The following is a 17,809-nucleotide window of genomic DNA, read 5'->3' on the forward strand; positions in this document are numbered from 1 at the left end:
TGGAGGCCCCGGGCAGACGCCCGGGGCCTCCATCGTTTATGCGTGTCCCAGATCCGTCCGGTTGATCCAGGGGACGTCCCGCCGCGTCAGGAACCAGTCCGCCGGGGTCAGCGGCCGAGGCTCGCCGGGCGCCGGTACCGGGTCGTGCCGGATGCGGTCCGGTGGTGCGTCCCGGGAGAGGAGCAGCGGCACCAGCGAGGGCACCAGGTCGGGCGGCCCGGAGAGGTGCACGTCGTACCCCTCCCAGCTGCCGCGCTCCGCCAGGCCGTCGCGCATCAGCCGCGCCGCCTCCTCCCGTCCGGCGCCGTCCGCCGGAGCGGCGAGGACGACCTCCAGCCAGGGGTGGCGCTCGACCAGCTCCCGGACCCGGTCGAGGTCGTAGAGGTCGGCGTCGGAGCGCGCGCCCACGAAGGCCAGGGTCGGCCGGGGGGACTGCGCGACCTGCTCCAGCAGCGCCCTGGCCTGCGCCCACCCGGTCCCGCCGACGACCAGCAGCAGCGGGCGGCGGGAGTCCGGGTCGAGTACGGCGTCGCCCAGCGGCGGGCCCAGCCGCAGCCACTCGCCGGTGCCCACCTGGTCCACCAGGGCCCCGCTGAGCTGCCCACGGGGGATCCGCCGGACGTGGAGGTCCACCGTGCCGTCGGCCCGTGGTGCATTGGCGATCGTGTACGGCCGCCAGATCCGGGACGACCGGGGGCTGCACACGGTGAGGTACTGGCCGGCCGTGAAGGGGTACGGCCGGTCGGGGGCCAGGGTCAGCACCACCACGTCCGGGGCGGCGCGGCGGCGGGCGGCGACGCGGGCGTTCCACCAGGCGGGTTCGCCGGGGTCGACCGCGCGGGCGGCGTCGATCATCGCCTGCGAGATCACCGAGTACGCCTCCGACCAGGTCTTCTCGACCTCGGGCGTCCAGGCGCTGCCGGAGAAGTGGCGCAGTGCGGCGATCAGGCTGGCACCCACCGCCGGGTAGTGGCCTTCCAGCGCCTCGAACTTGCGGTGGTCGCGTCCGAGGGCGCCGAGGTAGGCGGTGAGCTGTTCGGGGTTCTCCAGCCGCAGCACCAGTTGGGTGAGGGCGGCGAAGAGCCGGTCGCGCTGGTCCGCCATGTCGTCGGGGAAGAGCGCGCGTACGCCCGGGTTATGGGTGAACAGATGGGCGTAGAAGTACTTGGCCACGTGGTCGGCGCGGCGTTCCACGACGGCGAAGCTGTCGCGGAGGACCGCAGGGTCGAAGGCCACGGGCGGCGGCCTCAGACGGCCGGGGTCGGTTCGCCGGCTGCGGCGTCGATCATGGTGCTGCTGACCACCTCGTAGACGGCGGCCCAGGAAGCCTCCGTCTCGGGGGTCCAGGCGTCGCCGGCGAAGTGCCGCAGGGTGGCGATCAGGCTGGCTCCGACGGCCGGGTAGTGCTCGGGGAGGGCGCCGTAGCCGGCGTGCCGGCGGCCGAGCTTGCGGACCATGTCCACCAGGGTCGGGGTGTCCTCCAGATGGGAGACCAGGGCTCCGAGGGCGGCCCAGAGGCGGTCCCGCTGCTCGTCCAGGTGGTCCGCGAAGAGCCCTCGTACCCCGGGGTGGTGGGTGAAGAGATGGTCATAGAACCAGGCCGTCACCTCTGTCCCATGGGGCTGGACGGCCGAAAAACTGCTTTTGATGAGTATGGGATTCACTGTCACGGGCCCCGACTGTAGCGACGCGGTGACTCTGTGAACAGATTGTGCTGATGAACAGTCAGAAATAGCTCTGTACAGTCAAATTCAGACAGTCGCTGACCGGTCACAGGTTGAACGGTGGACGAAGCCCTGAGGACCCTCCGCAGCGGGCTGCACGGCGGCGCCCCGATCCGGGAGGATGGCCGTCGGCCCGGGCCGCCCGGCCCCGGCCGACCCCTTGGAATGGAGCAGCCAGTGAAGGGTTTCCGCAGTTTCCTGCTGCGCGGCAATGTGGTCGACCTGGCGGTCGGCATCGTCATCGGCGCGGCGTTCACCGCCGTGGTCAACGGCTTTGTCACCGCTTTTCTCACCCCGCTGATGGGCCTGGCCACCGGCACCGTGGGCGACTACAGCAAGAAGACCTTCACGGTGGCGGGCACCGAGTTCCCCTTCGGCGCCTTCCTCAACGCGGTGATCAGCTTTGTCCTGGTCGCGGCGGTCATCTACTTCCTGGTGGTGCTGCCGTTCGGCAAGCTGAGCGCCCGCTTCATGCCGCGCCAGGACCTGGAAGCCCCCAAGGCCGACTGCCCCGAGTGCCTCAGCTCCATCCCGGCCGCCGCCACCCGCTGCGCCTTCTGCACCGCCGAGGTCGGCAGGCGGCCCGTGCCGGGGCAGGTGCACACGGGCGCCTGACCGGTCGGCGGCCGGTCGGTCGGCGGCTGACCGGTCGGTGCCTGGGTGGTCGGTGCCGGGGCCGTAGCGGCGGGGCGGCTCACCCGGGCCGCTCCACCAGCGCGGGATGCCGGGGGTCGTCCGCGCGGACGACGACATCGGCGCTGCCGGTCGGCTCGGCCTCGGCGTCGTAGCGGGCGTACGCCGGGAGCGTCCAGTGCTCCTCGGGCGGGGTGCGGCGGACGAGTGCGCCCGGCGTGAGCGCCAGATGCACGGTCAGCTCGAAGGGCAGCCACCGGCCCAGCAGCAGCGCGCCGTCGAGCAGCAGCACCCCGCCCGGCGGCAGCTCGGTGTAGGGGGCGCGGGTGGCCCGGTCGGACGCGGCGTCGCGGAGCGAGGGCAGCACCCGGCCGCTGCCGCCCGGGTCCAGCGGGGCGAGGACCTCGCGCAGCAGACCGCCGCTGTCCAGCCAGCCGTCGTAGTAGGAGTCGGGGTCCTGGCGGCCGTACTCCAGGCGGAGCGAGGCGGGCCGCAGGAAGTCCCCGGCCGAGACGCGCAGTACGGGGCGGCCACGGAGCCGCAGCGGCTCGCAGAGTGCGTCGGCGAGCGCGCCGGGGCAGGCTGCCGGGGCGCCGTCCACGGCGACCCGCAGCCAGGGGGTGCCGGGCAGGGCGGCGATGCGGTCGGCCAGTTCATCGGCCAGCCGCTCGGGGGTGATGGGGCGTACGGAAGGGGTCACCACGCCTTCATCCTGCCCGCCCGGACGGCCGAACGGCCCGCCGCCCTCTCACCCGACTCCGCGACACGGGTCAACCAATATGCCGGATTTGGTGTGTTATATGCCTAGCCTGGAGAGGGAACCGGCCCCACAGACCCCGAGGACCGTTCATGGACGTGATCCCCCGCAGCCTCCAACGTTCCGTCCCCAGGACGCAGCCCGAGGAGCAGCCGCCGACCGGCACGGCCGAACCGCTGGACGGTCCGCCCGCCGCAGACGCGGTCGCAGCGCCCGCAGCCGAGACCCCCGCCGCCGCTTCCCCCGCGGCGCCCGACACCACGACCCCGTATGTCCGCCGGCCGCCCCGGTCCGGCCCCGACCTGCGGGAGCAGCTGCCGAAGGTGATGCTCCCCGGCTGGGCCGCGCTGCTCCTCATGCTGGCCTCCGCCGTCGGCGCGGAGATGCTGCTGGGCCGGGCCGCCATGCTGCCGTGGTGGCTACCCGGCCCGGAGGCGGCGTTCCCGGCCGAGCGGATCACCGCCGCCCGCCTCGCCGTGCTGCCGGTCTGCATCGGCCTCTTCGCCCTCGCCGGGCTGATGGCCAACTCGGGCGGCGAGGCCCGGGTGCTGGCCTGCTGGGGCAACTACCGGGGCACGGTGCGCAAGGCCGGTCTGGTCTGGGTGAACCCGATGCTGCGCCGCCGCCGGGTCGATGTCCGGATCCGCCACTGGCGCAGTGACCCGGTGGACGCGGCGGACCGCGACGGTGCCCCGATCCGGGTCTCGCTGCTGGTCGTCTGGCGGGTCCGGGACACCGCCCGGGCGGTGCTCTCGGTGCTCGACCACGAGGACTACCTGCGCGAGCAGGTCCACGCGGTACTCAGCCGCACGGCGGCCACCCTGCCCTGCGACCGCTTCGACGGGCCCGGCCTCTCGCTGCGGGACGGCCAGTGGTTCGGCGACGAGCTGACCAGGGCGCTGGCCGCCGAGGCCGCCCCGGTCGGCCTTGAGGTGTACTCGGTGCAGCCGCTCTCCCTGGAGTACGGCCCGGAGGTCGCGGACAGCATGCGCCGCCGCCGGGTCGCCGACCTGGACGCGGACCTGCGCACCGTGATCGTCGACGATGCCGTGGAGGCGGCCAAGCTGGCCGTCCGCCGGCTGGAGCACGCCACCGGGCAGGAGCTGGACCGCCATGCCCGCAACGCCCTGATGGAGCGGCTGCTGGTGGCCTTTGTCGCCCCGGCCGGGGTTCCCGGGGCGCCGACCAGGCGGGACGGCCGGGAGGGTCGGCGCCGCTGACCGAGGGCCCGGCCGCGCCCTTGCGGGGGCGGTCGGGCCGGAGCGTGCGAACCGGGGCGTGCGGGCCGGGCCTCGGTCGGGTCCGTCCAGGGCCGCCTCAGCGGCCGTCTCAGTCGGAGGCGGCCGTCAGCGTGGCCAGCTCCTCGGGGGTGAGCGCAAGGTCGGCGACGGCCAGCAGCGCCGGCAGCTGCTCGACCGTACGGGCGCTGGCGATCGGCGCCGCCACGGTCGGCTGGGCCGCCAGCCAGGCGAGCGCCACCGTGGCGACCTCCACGCCGTGCGCGGCGGCGACGGCGTCCAGCGCCTCCAGGACCCGGGGGCCGCGCGGGTCCTCCAGGTACTTGGCGGCGCTGGCCGCCCGCTGGCTCTCCACGGCGGTGCCCTGCGGACGGTACTTGCCGGTGAGGAAGCCGGAGGCGAGCGCGAAGTAGGGCACCGCCGAGAGGCCGTGCCGGGCCGCGGCCGCCGCCAGCGGGCCCTCATAGGTGGAGCGGGAGACCAGGTTGTAGTGCGGCTGGAGGGCCACGTACTTCACCAGCCCCTCCCGGTCGGAGGCGTCCAGCGCCTCCTCCAGCCGCTCGCTGGTGATGTTGGAGGCGGCGATGTGGCGGACCTTGCCCTCGCGGACCAACTCGTCCAGCGCGCCCAGGAACTCCTCGACCGGCACCCCGGGGTCGTCGTAGTGGGTGTAGTAGAGGTCGATGTGGTCGGTCTGGAGGCGACGCAGCGAGTCCTCCGCCGCCGCCTTGACGTTGTCGGCCCGCAGCCCCTTGCGGTCGGGGTGGGAGCCGACCTTGGTGGCCACCACGATCCGGTCGCGGTTCCCCCGGGACTTGAGCCATCTGCCGATGATGGTCTCCGACTCACCGCCGGAGTTCCCGTCGACCCAGGCCGAGTAGGCGTCGGCGGTGTCGATGAAGTTGCCGCCGCCGGCGGCGTAGGCGTCGAGGACGGCGAAGGACTGCTGCTCGTCCGCCGTCCAGCCGAAGACGTTGCCGCCCAGGGAGAGGGGGAAGACGGAGAGGTCGGAGTTGCCGATGGTCACATTGCGCTTGTCAGCCATGCCAAGATCCAACGCGTCTCCGGCCCGGGTTGTTTCACGCCGCGCCGTCGGCGGCGAGCTGTTCACCGGGTCGCCACGGAATCGGCCGCGACCCTTGCGGGGGACCGGGGTCCCACGGCGGGCGCGGGTTCGTTAGAGTCCTCTGCCATGGCCGACAACGACATCGACCCCGCCGCCTCCACCCAGATGTTCCGGGCTTTCGTCGAGACCCCGGAACCGCAGACCCCCGCCGCCGCCAGCGGCGGCAGCCGCACCGGCCTGATCACCGCAGTGGTGATCGTCGCCGTGGTGGTTGTGGCCGCGGTGGCCTGGCTCGCCCTCAAGTAGCCCGCAAACAGCCCGGTCCCGTCGGGACCCCGGCACCGCTACGGCGCCCGCTTCGGTGGAGCGCCCATTCCGCTGTGCGCCGCCGCGCAGCCGGCCGCCGGCCACCGCACGGTGGCCGACGGCCGCTCTATCGGCATGCCCGGCGGCTGTTTCACGTGAAACAACCGCCGAACACCAGTGCGTAAGCCCAGAGCAGCCCCACCCAGGCCGGAGGACGTCCGTGACCGAGCGCCAGCAGCTCCCAGCCGACGCCGCCACCGGAGCACGGACCGCCCCGGTGACCGTCGGCGAGCAGCCGGCGGCCGCCCGCAGCCTCGGCCTGAGCGGCGCCCTCAACGCACGCGACCTCGGCGGCTACCGCACTGCCGACGGGCGCACCCTGCGCCACGGCACGGCGCTCCGCAGTGACGCCCTGCACCGCCTCTCCGCCCAGGACCTCGACACCCTCCGCACCCTCGGCCTGCGCCAGATCGTCGACCTGCGCGGCCTCGCGGAGGTACGGGAGAACGGCCCCGACCGGATCCCCGGCCTGCCGGTCGCCGAGATCGACGCCGCCGAGCACTCCGCCACCCCGATGACCGTCACCCCGGACACACCGGACGGCGTCACCCTGCACCACCTGCCGGTCCACTCGGACGCCTTCGACATCCATGTCGCGCTGCGCGAGGCCCTGGCCGGCCGCGACTCCACCTCCCAGCGGGCGCTGCTCGGCAATGGCGGCGGCGAGGCGATCATGACCGGCCTCTACCGCTGGTTCGTCACCGACGCGGGCGCCCGGGACCGCTTCGCCCGCGTCCTGCGGCTGCTGGCCAGGCCCGGCGGCACACCGCTGCTCTTCCACTGCACGGCCGGCAAGGACCGCACCGGCTGGACGGCGGCCCTGCTGCTCACCGCCCTCGGCGTCGACCGGGACACCGTCTTCGACGACTACCTGCTCACCAATGAGCGCCACGCCGCCCTGGTCGACCGCCTGATGGACGGCTTCGGCACCCGGGGGATCATGGCGGAGCCGGAGCTGATCCTGCCGGTCTACCGCGCCGAGCCGGCCTATCTGGCGGCGGCGTTCGCCGAGGTGGAGTCCGGCTGGCCGTCCTTGGACGCCTTCCTCACCGACGGCCTGGGCCTGGACGACTCCGTACGGCGGGGCCTGCGGGCCAATCTGCTGGCGGACTGACCCGGGGCCCCGCCTCGGCTACTCCTCCGAGGTCAGACCCTCCCGCAGCTGCGCCAGCGTCCTGGTGAGCAGCCGGGAGACATGCATCTGCGAGATGCCGATCTCCTCGCCGATCTGGGACTGGGTCATATTGGCGAAGAAGCGCAGCATGATGATCCGCCGCTCGCGGGCGGGCAGCCGGGCCAGCAGCGGCTTGAGCGACTCCCGGTACTCCACGCCCTCCAGCGCCACGTCCTCGTACCCCAGCCGCTCGGCGAGCGGGCCGTCGCCGTCCTCCTCGGTCGGGGTGGAGTCCAGTGAGGAGGCGGTGTAGGCGTTGCCCACCGCGAGGCCCTCCACCACCTCCTCCTCGCTGACGCCCAGGCACTGGGCCAGCTCGGCGACGGTGGGCGAGCGGTCCAGCTTCTGCGCCAGCTCGTCGCCGGCCCGGGTGAGGGCCAGCCGCAGCTCCTGGAGGCGGCGCGGCACCCGCACCGACCAACTGGTGTCCCGGAAGAAGCGCTTGATCTCACCGACCACGGTCGGCATCGCGAAGGTGGGGAACTCCACCCCCCGCTCCGGGTCGAAGCGGTCGATCGCCTTGATCAGGCCGATGGTGCCGACCTGAACGATGTCCTCCATCGGCTCATTGCGGCTGCGGAAGCGGGCAGCCGCGTACCGCACCAGCGGCAGGTTGAGCTCGATCAGGGTGTCCCGCACATAGAGGCTCTCCGGGCAGCCGGGCGGGAGCTCGGCGAGCCGCAGGAAGAGCGAGCGCGACAGCGTACGGGTGTCGAGGCTCTCCCCGACGACGGGGACCGCCTCGACGGCAGCCGTGCCGTGGATCTCAGCGCTGCGCAGATCAACCGACATGCACCCACCCCCTCCTGACTGACCAACGGAGCCCACCGATCGGTGGTTCCCCGGCTACGTCCACTGGGATACCGGAACACGGTCTCCGGCAAACCCGGCACTGCAAGGTGTCACGCGATGGTAACGCGCAGCAATCCGGCGTTTGCCGCGAGATATGTCCCGCTCCGAGAGGCAATACCCTTTCAGGACTCCCAGGCGTTGCTGCTGCGCAGCCGGGCGAAGATGCGGGCCAGCAGCCGGGAGACATGCATCTGGGACATCCCCAGTTCGCTGCTGATCTGGGACTGCGTCAGGTTGCCGAAGAAGCGCAGCATGATGATCCGCCGCTCCCGCTCCGGCAGCTGGACCAGCAGGTGGCGCACCATGTCGCGGTGTTCCACATCGGTCAGCGCGGCGTCCTCGTAGCCCAGCCGGTCGAGCAGCGCCAGGCCGCCCTCGCTCTCCTGGGCGGCCTCCAGCGAGGCGGCGTTGTAGGCGCGGCCGGCGTCCAGGCAGTCGCGCACATCCTCCTCCGGGATGCGCAGCCGGGCGGCGATCTCCGGGATGCGCGGGGTGCGGCCATGGGCGACGGTGAGCTCCTCCATGGCGCCGCTGACCTGCACCCACAGCTCCTGGAGCCGACGCGGCACATGCATGGTGCGGACATTGTCCCGGAAGTACCGCTTGATCTCGCCCAGGATGGTCGGCAGCGCATACGTCGGGAACTGGACCCCGCGGGTGGAGTCGAATCGGTCGATGGCGTTGATCAGGCCGATGGTGCCGACCTGGATCACGTCCTCCATCGGCTCGCTGCGGCCCCGGAAGCGGGCGGCGGCGTACCGCACCAGTGGGACGTTGACCTCGATCAGCGCGGCGCGGACCCGGGCGTGCTCCGACGTCCCCGGCTCCAGCTCGGCCATCCGCTCGAAGAGCACACGGGTCAGCGCCCGGACGTCCAGCGGTGACCGGCCCCCGGGCACGGGCGCTCCCGCCACCCGGACGCCGGGCCCGGCGTCCTGCTCGGCGCCGGTGTCCGGCGCGCTGCCCTGTGCCCGCACGGACCCGCCACCCCTTCGTGCCACCTGGTGATGGGGTCGACTCGGTGTCTCTCCCTATCCGGCAAAAACCGGTCATAGCATCACAAGACGGTTGCAGGTCGGGCAAGCACCGCTCTTACGCGTGTTGGTGGATTGTGGGCGGCGGATCGCGTACCCGGCACGCCCGGTGGGCGTGCCGGGGCGGTCAGACCTCGATGTCGGCAATCACCCAGGTGGCGAACTCGCTCCACTGCGCGGCCGCCGCCTGATGCGCCGGATGGCTGAGGTACGCCTTCAGGGCGTCGCGGTCGTCGACCAGGCTGTTGATCGCGAAGTCGTACGCGATGTCGCGCGTGGTGGTGTTCCACCCGCACTCCCACTCGCGCAGCTCCGGGATCAGCGCGCCGAGCTCCTCGAACGCCTTGGCGCCGGCCGCGACCCGCTCGTCGCCCTCCCGGTCGACGCCGTCATTGAGCTTGAACAGGACCAGATGCCGGATCACGATGCCGCTCCTCGCGGACGGGGACTGGGTGGTCCCCGCCACGGTAACCGGCGGACGGCCCGATCAGTTGATCAGCCCCGTCATAAACGTGCCCACCGACTTCGCGGCACTGGAGATCCCCTCGAAGCCCACCTGCACCAGGTCGGCCGCGCGCGAGGGCGAGTTGATGATCGTGTACAGCACGAAGATGAGCAGGAGATACATGCCGATCTTCTTTGCCTGAGCCATGAACCTGACCTGCCTCCCTGCCGCGGCCCCGCACTCCGGGGCGACCCGCTCCGTCGGCAGCTCCGGTGGTCCCGGGAGGGGCCGCCGCCGGGCGGCTGCCGCGCTCCCCGGAACGACTTGCAAGCACGCAGCCTATCCACCCGATGGCCCAGCGGGGACCGGTCGGCGCACCCGTCCGTCGGCGGGCCGCCCGGCACGGTCCGCCGCCCCCTGCGCCCGAAAGGACCAAACTCCCCGGTTTGGATGGCTTTGCCGGGGTGCCGTACGCCCGCTCATGGCGCACGATGGAGACGTACCGGGGGTCTGGCAGGAACCCGCCGGTACCGGATCCGGAGCCCCCGCTGTGGGACCGGGCGCCGCGGCTTCCCCCCGACGCGGCACCGGTTGTGGGACTCCGTCCCGGGGGAGCGGCCTGTCCCCCCGAGGCCGCTCCCCTCCATCGCACCGCATCCCTCACGGACCCGTGATTCCCCGCCCCGCCGCAGGTCGCACCCGGTCCCCACCGCCCGCCGAAGCACACCGGCGCACCGCCTCCCCCTCCCCGCGCCCCGGTGCGCCCCACGCATACGCCGAGGGCCCCACCGGATCACTCCGGCGGGGCCCTCGGCATTCACAAGCGGTAGCGGTGGGATTCGAACCCACGGTGGAGTTGCCCCCACACACGCTTTCGAGGCGTGCTCCTTTGGCCGCTCGGACACGCTACCGGGGAAGACTCTACCGGACGGGCCGGGCGGCCACGAAATCGTTTGGACGGGGCTGTGCGGCTCAGCCGGGGTCGGTGCGGTGGGTGTCGAAGAAGGCGGTGAGGGCGGCGCCGCAGTCGTCGGCGAGGACGCCCCAGACCACCTCGGGGCGGTGGTTCAGCCGGCGGTCCCGGATGACGTCCCAGAGGGAGCCGGCGGCGCCCGCCTTCTCGTCCACCGCGCCGTAGACCACCCGGTCGAGCCGGGAGAGCACGATGGCGCCGGCGCACATGGTGCACGGCTCCAGGGTGACCACCAGGGTGCAGCCGGTCAGCCGCCACTCGCCGACCGCCCGGGCCGCCTCCCGGATCGCCACCACCTCGGCGTGGGCGGTCGGGTCGCCGACCGCCTCGCGCGCGTTGTGCCCGCGTCCGATCACCGACCCGTCGGGGCCCAGGACCACCGCGCCGACCGGCACATCGCCGGTGGCCGGGGCCAGTGCGGCTTCGGCGAGCGCCTGCCGCATGGGGCCGGACCAGCGGTCGCGCACCGGGTCGGGGCGTACGGGAGCCGGGAGGGGCGTGGTCTGCATGCCACCAGTGTCGGGCACCGGCGGCCCGGGCCGGGGCCCGGGCCGCCCGCAGCCGCCGCTACCGCACTGCCTCCAGCACCTCGCCGCAGCCCAGCGAGTCGGCGATCTCGGTGAGGGCGTCGCCGGGGACGGCCCCCTCGCCGCTCATCGCCAGCAACTGCCTGGCCGACACCCCGTACTCGGTGAGCACCTCGATGTCGCCCAGCGGCCCGGCGGGTACGCCGTCGGCACCGACGGCCGGGCCGTCGTCGTCGTCATCGTCGTCATCGGAGGCGGAGCCGCCGGACGCGTCGTCGTCCAGCTCCGCCACCAGGTTGTCGAGGTCGTCGAGCTCGTCACCCGGGGTGCGGCCCACCAGTTCGTCGGTGAGCACGATCTCCCCGTAGGCGCTGCGGGCGGCTGCGGCACCGTCGGACACAAAGATCCGCGGGTCCTCCTCGCCGTCCACCCGGACGACGGCGAACCACGCGTCCTCCTGCTCGATGAAGACCAGCACCGTCTCCTCGTCGTCGGAAGCCTCGCGCGCCAGGTCGGCCAGGTCGGCGAGGGTTTCGACGTCGTCGAGCTCGGTCTCGCTCACGCTCCACCCATCCTCGGTGCGAGCGAGCACTGCAGCGAAGTACGCCACCAGGACACTCCCATGGTCTCGGCTGTCGGAGAGCCGGGGCGGGTGGACGGCCCAGCGAGAGCGCCCCCGCTCCAGGGGGAGTCCGCCTCGTGGACGCCCCAATCGGAATCGTGACAGAAACCCTGCCACTGCGGGGGGTGTTCCGCAGCGCGTCTTCGCTGGTCGTGTCGGAGCCTGCCGAGGGTTGGGGACGGCCGGCGGCGGTCAGAAGCGGAAGGTCCTCATGCGTACCGCCTCGCGCATCCGGCGCTCCTTTGTCCGGCGCGGATGCACCCGGGCACGCAGTTCCCGGGCCTCCGCCAGTTCGCGCAGGAAGGCCGCCCTGCGCCGCCGCCGCTCCGCCTCGGATTCCTTGCGGCGCCCGGCCGCCGGGCCCTCGGAGGGAGTCTCGGGGCCCTCCTCGCCGGGCGTGTCCGGGGGTGTCTCCACGGCCTCGGCCGCCGCCCTGGCCCGGGCTGCGGCGTCGCCGCGCTGCCGCCGGACGCGGTCCCGTTCGGACCGGCTCTGCTCAGCCATGCGATCCCCTGCGATCCGCGCGCATTGCCTGCCCGCTGTGCTGTTCGGGTGGCTCGGCGGGGGTGGCCCGGCCGTGGCTCCCCGGTCCGTTCATACGGTCAGGCTTTCCCCGTCCGGCGGTATTGATACCGCCGAAGGAGTGCCGGGGCGGGCAGGCCCGGCGAGGTCCACCTCGGAGTCGTACGGGTGTCCGGGCTCGGTTACTGTCTCATCATGCGGATCCATGTCCTCGACCACCCGCTGGTCGCCCACAAGCTCTCGACGCTGCGTGACGAGCGCACCGACTCGCCCACCTTCCGCCGGCTCGCCGACGAGCTGGTCACCCTTCTCGCGTACGAGGCGACCCGGGACGTCCGCACCGACGAGGTGGAGATCACCACCCCGGTCGCGGTCACCATCGGCACCCGGCTCAGCTACCCCCGGCCGCTGGTGGTGCCGATCCTGCGGGCCGGCCTGGGGATGCTGGACGGCATGACCCGGCTGCTGCCGACCGCCGAGGTGGGGTTCCTGGGCATGATCCGCAATGAGGAGACCCTGGAGGCGTCCACCTACGCGACCCGGATGCCGGACGACCTCTCCGGCCGTCAGGTGTACGTACTGGACCCGATGCTGGCCACCGGCGGCACCCTGGTCGCCGCGATCCGGATGCTGATCGAGCGCGGCGCCGACGATGTGACCGCGATCTGCCTGCTGGCCGCGCCGGAGGGCGTCGCGGTGATGGAGAAGGAGCTGGCCGGGCTGCCGGTGACGGTGGTGACCGCCTCCGTGGACGACCACCTCAATGAGCAGGGCTATATCGTGCCCGGTCTGGGCGACGCCGGTGACCGCCTCTACGGCACCGCGGGCTGACCCCGGCGCCGACCTTGCTTCGCTGATCGGCCGGCGCCCCGGGACGGGGGCGCCGGCCGATGCCGTGCGGGGGGAGGGGGAGCGGGCTGCCGGTCAGCAGCGGCCTGACGGCTTCGGCGCCGGCTTGGTCGCCGCGACCAGGGCCTGCTCGGCCTGGGCGGGGGTGCGCAGCGCGGTGAAGCCATTGCCGATGACGAGGTCCACCGAGGCGTCCTTGCGGGCGTCCGGTGCGGACTTGGCGCCCGCGATATGGGTGCCCAGCAGCAGCATCGCCGCATTGCCGGACGGGCCGCCGATCAGCCGGGCGGACTCCTTGACCTTCTTGTCCAGCGCGGCCGAGGCGTTCCCCACCTTGCCGATCTTGAAGCCGCGTTTCTTCAACTCCTCGGCCGTGCGGCCGGCCAGACCGGACTTCACGGTGGCGTTGTAGACGTTCACCGTGACCTGCTGCGGCTTGGGTACGGCGCTCGGCACCGGTGTCGCGCTGTCGGCGGCCGGCCGCGCCGATCCGGAGGCGGAGGCTGAGGGGGCGGCGCAGGCCCCTGCGGCGAGCTGCTTGCCCTTGCCGCCGAAGATGTCGGTGAGCTGTACCGTGCCCCAGCTGATCACGCCCAGCGCCAGCACCGTCGACACCAGGGCGACGATCCGCCGGCGGCGCTTGTTGGGCGGTACCAGTCGGGGATAGCTGTTACCGGTGACCCGGTACTGCTTCCCCTTCATGCCGGGGGGAGTCAACATGCTCACCGTGTGTCGCCCCCTCGCGCCGGGACAGGCAGGTTGATACGGCCGCGGGCATCGCAGAAGCCGTGGTCATCAGCGTAATGCGGACCGTGCGCGAGCGTACTAAATGATCATCATCTGGAGTACGGGGGTACCCGAAAGGATGTACAAAGCGAGACCGGATGCACGTGGGCCCCGGGTCACTCCAGTTCGAGGACGCGCGCGTGCAGCACCTGACGCTGTTGCAGCGCGGCGCGTACGGCGCGGTGCAGCCCGTCCTCCAGGTAGAGGTCGCCGCGCCACTTCACCACATGCGCGAAGAGGTCACCGTAGAAGGTGGAGTCCTCGGCGAGCAGGGTCTCCAGGTCGAGCTGGCCCTTGGTGGTCACCAACTGGTCCAGCCGCACCGGGCGTGGGGCGACGTCCGCCCACTGGCGGGTGCTGTTCCGGCCGTGATCCGGGTACGGCCGCCCGTTGCCGATGCGCTTGAAGATCACACGGAAAGCCTACCGTCCCTTCGGGCGACGGCGCAGCAAGGAGGCCCAGCTCGGCCCTTTTACCGCCCTCACCTGGGCGGATTCCCCCGGTTGCCCGGAGTGGTGCGGGCCGACCCGGCTTCACCGGGCGTCCGGTGCGGGCCGTTTGGGCCGGGATTGCCCCTGCCTGCCGTGCCACCCCGGACCGTCGTGGGCGGCGTCAGCCGCGCAGCGCGGCGCCGATCCGGTCCAGCGAGGAGAGCCGCATCAGGCCGTAGTGGTAGAACTCGACCTCCGGCACACCGAGTCCGCGCAGGGTCTCCACCTTGGCCGCCAGATTGGCCGCGCCGTCGCAGTCCTCGGCCATCGGGCGGAGGATCACGGCCATCTGGTGCGGTCGCACCCCGTGCAGGGCGAAGGCGGCGACCTTCTCGCGCACCGCCTCGGGGGTGGTCGCGTAGCCCAGCGTCTCGATCTGCGGGACCGCCGTGGCGAGGGCCGGCAGGTCGATGCCGGAGAGCCAGCCGGTGCCGGGGCCGCCGCCGTCCATGAAGCTGAGCCGCATGCCCAGGCCGTCCGCGACCTCGGCCGCCTCGGCGGCCAGCGAGGTGACGGTGGCGGCCGAGGCGTCCACGTACGCGGCCACGGCCCCGTCGGCCAGGTGGTCCAGGCCGCCCGGCTCGGCGGCGGCGCGCTCGTCCGCGAGGCGGCGGCGCACCTCGTCCCGTACCGCCGTGCGGGCCTCGTCGGCGGGCACGCCCGCCGCGCGGGCGGCGGCGCGGCAGTGGTCGCAGAAGCAGAGCCCGAGCAGGGCCTCGGCGACGGGGCCAAGCTGCTCGAAGTAGCGCTCGTGGTGGTAGCCGTGCCGCAGCCCGTGGAAGTGCAGCGACTCCGCGCGGACGGCGTCCACGCCGTACCGGCCGAGTTCGCCGACCAGGGTGCGGACATAGGCGCGGACCTCGGGGTGGGCGGGGCAGAGCTCGGTGAGGTGGCGGTCGCCGAAGGCGTTGGCGGGGGCGCAGTCGGGGTGCTGGAAGCCGAGCCGGTCGTTGTGCAGGAAGACGGTCCAGGCGTGCAGGCGCAGACCGCGCCGCCGGGCCTCCTCGGCGGCCTCCGCGAAGGGGTCACGGTCGCCGATCGCGGTGGACGGGGCGGGGGCCAGCCGGCGGTCGCGCCAGGCGGCGGGGTCGGGGCGGAAGTAGGCCGCGCCGGGCTCCAGATAGCGGACCACCCGGCGGGGATTGTGCGGGAAGACGTCCCGGGCCGCGTGGTAGACGGAGGCAAGGGTGACCCCGTCCACGCCGGCCCGGTCGGCCAGGGTGCCGAAGAAGCGGTCCGGGCCCTCGTCGAGCAGGTCGGTGGCGAAGGCGAGGACGGACGACTGCACGGTGCGGCTCCGGCGGGGGCGGTGGGGCAGTGGCGGCTCCACGCTAGCGAGCGAGGCCGGATTGGTCTATACCTTCCCGGGGGAGCGGGGGGAGCGGGGGGAGCGGGGGGAGCGGGGGAGCGGGGGAAGCGGGGGAAGCGGGGGAAGCGGGGGAAGCGGGGGAAGCGGGGGAAGCGGGGGAAGCGGGGGAAGCGGGGGAAGCGGGGGAAGCGGGGGAAGCGGGGGAAGCGGGGGAAGCGGGGGAAGCGGGGGAAGCGAGCGAGGCCGGATTGGTCTATACCTTCCCGGGGGGAGCGGGGGAGCGGGGGGAGCGGGGGAAGCGGGGGAAGCGGGGGAAGCGGGGGAAGCGGGGGAAGCGGGGGAAGCGGGGGAAGCGGGGAAACCGGGGAAACCGGTGGTGGCCGGGCGGGGGTGTCAGTGGGTGTGGGTAGCGTCCCCCCTTGAGGGACGGCCGATGGCGGGGAGGCACTGCGATGAGGTTCCGGATTGGGCGCGGGGCGTTTGCGGAGGCGGTGGCCTGGGCCGCCCGCGCCCTGCCTGCCAGGTCGCCGCTGCCGGTGCTGAACGGGCTGCTGCTGGAGGCGGCGGACGGCCGGCTGACCGTCTCCGGGTACGACCATGAGGTCTCCGCCCGGGTCGCGGCCGAGGCCGACACCGCCGGGGCCGGACGGGTGCTGGTGGCGGGGCGCAGGCTGCTGGACGTCTGCCGGGTGCTGCCGGAGGGGCCGGTGGAGTGCGTACGGGAGGCGGCGCGGCTGGCGGTCGCCTGCGGCGGCACCCGCTTCGGCCTGGCGGCGCTGCCGCTGGACGACTACCCGGCGCTGCCGCCCATGCCGGAGTACTGCGGGGAGCTGGACGGGGCCGAGTTCGCCGCCGCCGTGGCCCAGGTCGCGGTGGCCGCCGGACGCGACGACACCCTGCCGGTCCTCACCGGGGTCCGGCTGGCCCTCGACGGCGACACCCTGACGCTGGCCGCCACCAACCGCTACCACTTCGCGGTCCGCACCCTGCGGTGGCGTCCGCAGACCTCGCCGGGCGCCGCCGAGGCGGTGGTCTCCGCACGGCGGCTGCTGGACGCCGCACGCGCCCTGGCCGACGCCGGGACGGTACGGGTGGCGCTGGGCGGCGGCGCGCTGGGCTTCGAGGGCGGCGGCGCGTCCACCACGATGCGGCTGCTCGACGGCGTGCTGCCTCGGCACGCCAAGCTCTTCACCCTGGACCAGCCGGCCGTCGCGGTGGCCGAGCGGCGCCCGCTGATCGAGGCGGTGAAGCGGATGGCGGTGGTGACCGACCGGCACAGCCCGGTGCGGCTGGCCTTCACCGCCGACTCGGTGCTGCTGGAGGCCGGTGCCGGGGATGACGACATCGCCTCCCAGCGGCTGCCCGCCGCCCTGGACGGCGCCCTGGGCGGCGCGGGCATGGCGGTCTCCTTCAACCCCGCCTACCTGGCAGACGCCCTCGGTGCGCTGGACGCCCCCTTTGTCCAGTTCTCCCTGCTCGGGCCGGGGCAGCGGGCCCTGCTGGCCGGTCGGCGGGCGCAGGACGGCCCGGCGGACCCGGCCCACCGGCACCTGCTGATGTCCCTCAAGACCTCCGGCTGAGCCCCGGTGCGGCGTACCCGCCGGTCCGTCCCGCCGTCAGAGCAACCCCAGGTCGTCGAGCTCCTTGTGCAGGTCGGCCCGGGGGTGGCCGACCGCAGGCCGGTCGGCGCGTACGGGGAGCGGGTCGGCCACGGCCGCCGTACGCGCCGGCGCCGTAGCCACCGCCGCCGCCGCCCGGGGGGTCCGCGACCGGTCGCGGAAGACCCACGCGCCGACCAGTCCGCCGACCAGCCCGCCCAGATGCCCCAGCCAGCTCACCCCGGGGGTGCCCGGCACCGCCACCACCAGCAGATAGGCGAAGGAGGCCGCCATGACCACGCCGATCAGCGTGTCGATCAGATGCCGGTCGAAGACCCCGCGCAGCACCACATAGCCGAAGTAGCCGAAGATCAGCCCGCTGGCCCCGACCGTCACCACATCGCCGCGCTCGAAGATCCAGACGGCGGCCCCGCTGGTCAGCGCCACCAGCAGGGTCAGCCCGAGGAACCGCTTCACCCCTCGGTAGGCGGCCAGGAAGCCGAAGATGAACAGGGGGCCCGAGTTGCCCTCCAGATGCGCCCAGTTCACATGGAGAAAGGGCGCGGTGAAGAGGTCGCCGAGCCGCGCCGGGTTCTGCGCGACGATGCCGAAGTCCGCGTCCAGCCGGTAGCCGTCCAGCCAGTTGACCAGCTGCACCGCCCACACCACCGCGAGGAAGGCGAACATCACAAAGAACGCCCGCCTCGCCTCGGCGACCATCACCTCGGCGCTGCCGCCGCCTCTCGGTGAGCTGTCCATCCCCTGCATCTCTCCCCCTTGCCTTCCCTGCCGTGCTTTGAAGCGTAAGGGCGGCGGGCGTCGGAGGTCGACGGGCCCGCTCCT

General features: G+C 73.3%; 21 protein-coding genes and 1 tRNA gene. 6 read left to right on the forward strand and 16 right to left on the reverse strand.

Features of this window, described 5'->3' with window-relative positions; genetic code table 11:
* Positions 1 to 36 precede the first annotated feature (36 nt).
* Complete coding sequence (locus C7M71_RS16215) at positions 37 to 1,236, reverse strand: globin domain-containing protein (protein WP_111491714.1); 1,200 nt, start codon at positions 1,234 to 1,236, stop codon at positions 37 to 39.
* A gap of 11 nt (positions 1,237 to 1,247) precedes the next feature.
* Positions 1,248 to 1,607, reverse strand: coding sequence for a globin domain-containing protein (locus C7M71_RS16220; protein WP_229758762.1), 360 nt, complete (start codon positions 1,605 to 1,607; stop codon positions 1,248 to 1,250).
* A gap of 282 nt (positions 1,608 to 1,889) precedes the next feature.
* On the opposite strand from C7M71_RS16220, the gene mscL reads away from it, so the two are divergent.
* On the forward strand, positions 1,890 to 2,339 hold the full coding sequence (gene mscL, locus C7M71_RS16225) for a large conductance mechanosensitive channel protein MscL (protein WP_111491716.1): 450 nt from the start codon (positions 1,890 to 1,892) through the stop codon (positions 2,337 to 2,339).
* Positions 2,340 to 2,418: 79 nt separating this feature from the next.
* On the opposite strand, the gene C7M71_RS16230 is transcribed toward mscL, so the two are convergent.
* Positions 2,419 to 3,060 carry a nucleoside/nucleotide kinase family protein gene (locus C7M71_RS16230; RefSeq protein WP_229758764.1) on the reverse strand — a complete coding sequence of 214 codons (642 nt, stop codon included), beginning with the start codon at positions 3,058 to 3,060 and terminating at the stop codon, positions 2,419 to 2,421.
* Between the two features lie 146 nt (positions 3,061 to 3,206).
* Here C7M71_RS16230 and C7M71_RS31065 point away from each other — a divergent pair, with 146 nt between their 5' ends.
* Positions 3,207 to 4,334, forward strand: coding sequence for an SPFH domain-containing protein (locus tag C7M71_RS31065; RefSeq protein WP_111491717.1), 1,128 nt, complete (start codon positions 3,207 to 3,209; stop codon positions 4,332 to 4,334).
* Between the two features lie 109 nt (positions 4,335 to 4,443).
* Here C7M71_RS31065 and C7M71_RS16240 read toward each other — a convergent pair whose 3' ends face one another.
* A complete protein-coding gene (locus C7M71_RS16240) occupies positions 4,444 to 5,397 on the reverse strand; it encodes an aldo/keto reductase (protein WP_111491718.1) in 954 nt (317 codons plus the stop codon).
* A 147-nt stretch (positions 5,398 to 5,544) separates the two neighbouring features.
* Here C7M71_RS16240 and C7M71_RS16245 point away from each other — a divergent pair, with 147 nt between their 5' ends.
* Positions 5,545 to 5,724, forward strand: coding sequence for a hypothetical protein (locus tag C7M71_RS16245; protein WP_111491719.1), 180 nt, complete (start codon positions 5,545 to 5,547; stop codon positions 5,722 to 5,724).
* 220 nt (positions 5,725 to 5,944) lie between these two features.
* On the forward strand, positions 5,945 to 6,898 hold the full coding sequence (locus C7M71_RS16250; RefSeq protein ID WP_162824272.1) for a tyrosine-protein phosphatase: 954 nt from the start codon (positions 5,945 to 5,947) through the stop codon (positions 6,896 to 6,898).
* Between the two features lie 18 nt (positions 6,899 to 6,916).
* Here C7M71_RS16250 and C7M71_RS16255 read toward each other — a convergent pair whose 3' ends face one another.
* The 8 genes from C7M71_RS16255 to C7M71_RS16285 form a co-directional block, all read right to left on the reverse strand.
* Complete coding sequence (locus C7M71_RS16255; protein ID WP_111491721.1) at positions 6,917 to 7,750, reverse strand: RNA polymerase sigma factor SigF; 834 nt, start codon at positions 7,748 to 7,750, stop codon at positions 6,917 to 6,919.
* Between the two features lie 182 nt (positions 7,751 to 7,932).
* The gene (locus C7M71_RS16260) at positions 7,933 to 8,787 is read right to left on the reverse strand and encodes an RNA polymerase sigma factor SigF (protein ID WP_229758765.1); all 855 of its coding nucleotides are present in this window, start codon (positions 8,785 to 8,787) and stop codon (positions 7,933 to 7,935) included.
* A 184-nt stretch (positions 8,788 to 8,971) separates the two neighbouring features.
* Positions 8,972 to 9,268 carry a Dabb family protein gene (locus C7M71_RS16265; protein WP_111491722.1) on the reverse strand — a complete coding sequence of 99 codons (297 nt, stop codon included), beginning with the start codon at positions 9,266 to 9,268 and terminating at the stop codon, positions 8,972 to 8,974.
* A 63-nt stretch (positions 9,269 to 9,331) separates the two neighbouring features.
* Complete coding sequence (locus C7M71_RS31070; RefSeq protein ID WP_169796997.1) at positions 9,332 to 9,496, reverse strand: hypothetical protein; 165 nt, start codon at positions 9,494 to 9,496, stop codon at positions 9,332 to 9,334.
* Between the two features lie 617 nt (positions 9,497 to 10,113).
* Positions 10,114 to 10,200 (reverse strand) — tRNA-Ser (locus C7M71_RS16270).
* A 61-nt stretch (positions 10,201 to 10,261) separates the two neighbouring features.
* On the reverse strand, positions 10,262 to 10,771 hold the full coding sequence (gene tadA / locus C7M71_RS16275; protein ID WP_111491723.1) for a tRNA adenosine(34) deaminase TadA: 510 nt from the start codon (positions 10,769 to 10,771) through the stop codon (positions 10,262 to 10,264).
* Positions 10,772 to 10,829: 58 nt separating this feature from the next.
* Positions 10,830 to 11,399, reverse strand: a complete 570-nt coding sequence (locus tag C7M71_RS16280; RefSeq protein WP_111491724.1) for a tRNA adenosine deaminase-associated protein — start codon at positions 11,397 to 11,399, stop codon at positions 10,830 to 10,832.
* Positions 11,400 to 11,603: 204 nt separating this feature from the next.
* Complete coding sequence (locus C7M71_RS16285; RefSeq protein ID WP_111491729.1) at positions 11,604 to 11,828, reverse strand: hypothetical protein; 225 nt, start codon at positions 11,826 to 11,828, stop codon at positions 11,604 to 11,606.
* Between the two features lie 300 nt (positions 11,829 to 12,128).
* Between C7M71_RS16285 and upp the strand changes: the two genes are divergently transcribed.
* Positions 12,129 to 12,764, forward strand: a complete 636-nt coding sequence (gene upp / locus C7M71_RS16290; RefSeq protein WP_111491730.1) for a uracil phosphoribosyltransferase — start codon at positions 12,129 to 12,131, stop codon at positions 12,762 to 12,764.
* Positions 12,765 to 12,857: 93 nt separating this feature from the next.
* Here upp and C7M71_RS16295 read toward each other — a convergent pair whose 3' ends face one another.
* From C7M71_RS16295 to C7M71_RS30690, 3 genes are all read right to left on the reverse strand, one after another.
* Positions 12,858 to 13,484, reverse strand: coding sequence for a LytR C-terminal domain-containing protein (locus tag C7M71_RS16295; RefSeq protein ID WP_229758767.1), 627 nt, complete (start codon positions 13,482 to 13,484; stop codon positions 12,858 to 12,860).
* A gap of 200 nt (positions 13,485 to 13,684) precedes the next feature.
* Complete coding sequence (locus C7M71_RS16300) at positions 13,685 to 13,981, reverse strand: type II toxin-antitoxin system VapB family antitoxin (protein ID WP_111491726.1); 297 nt, start codon at positions 13,979 to 13,981, stop codon at positions 13,685 to 13,687.
* 199 nt (positions 13,982 to 14,180) lie between these two features.
* Entirely contained in the window at positions 14,181 to 15,347 is a 1,167-nt protein-coding gene (locus tag C7M71_RS30690) for a hypothetical protein (RefSeq protein WP_162824273.1), read from the reverse strand.
* Positions 15,348 to 15,820: 473 nt separating this feature from the next.
* Between C7M71_RS30690 and dnaN the strand changes: the two genes are divergently transcribed.
* The gene (gene dnaN, locus C7M71_RS16310) at positions 15,821 to 16,948 is read left to right on the forward strand and encodes a DNA polymerase III subunit beta (protein WP_111495455.1); all 1,128 of its coding nucleotides are present in this window, start codon (positions 15,821 to 15,823) and stop codon (positions 16,946 to 16,948) included.
* 36 nt (positions 16,949 to 16,984) lie between these two features.
* On the opposite strand, the gene C7M71_RS16315 is transcribed toward dnaN, so the two are convergent.
* Positions 16,985 to 17,725 (reverse strand): rhomboid family intramembrane serine protease, encoded by a 741-nt coding sequence (locus C7M71_RS16315; protein ID WP_111495453.1) that lies wholly within the window; start codon positions 17,723 to 17,725, stop codon positions 16,985 to 16,987.
* Positions 17,726 to 17,809: the final 84 nt, after the last annotated feature.

The sequence above is a fragment of the Peterkaempfera bronchialis genome, from assembly GCF_003258605.2.
Lineage (GTDB): Bacteria > Actinomycetota > Actinomycetes > Streptomycetales > Streptomycetaceae > Peterkaempfera > Peterkaempfera bronchialis.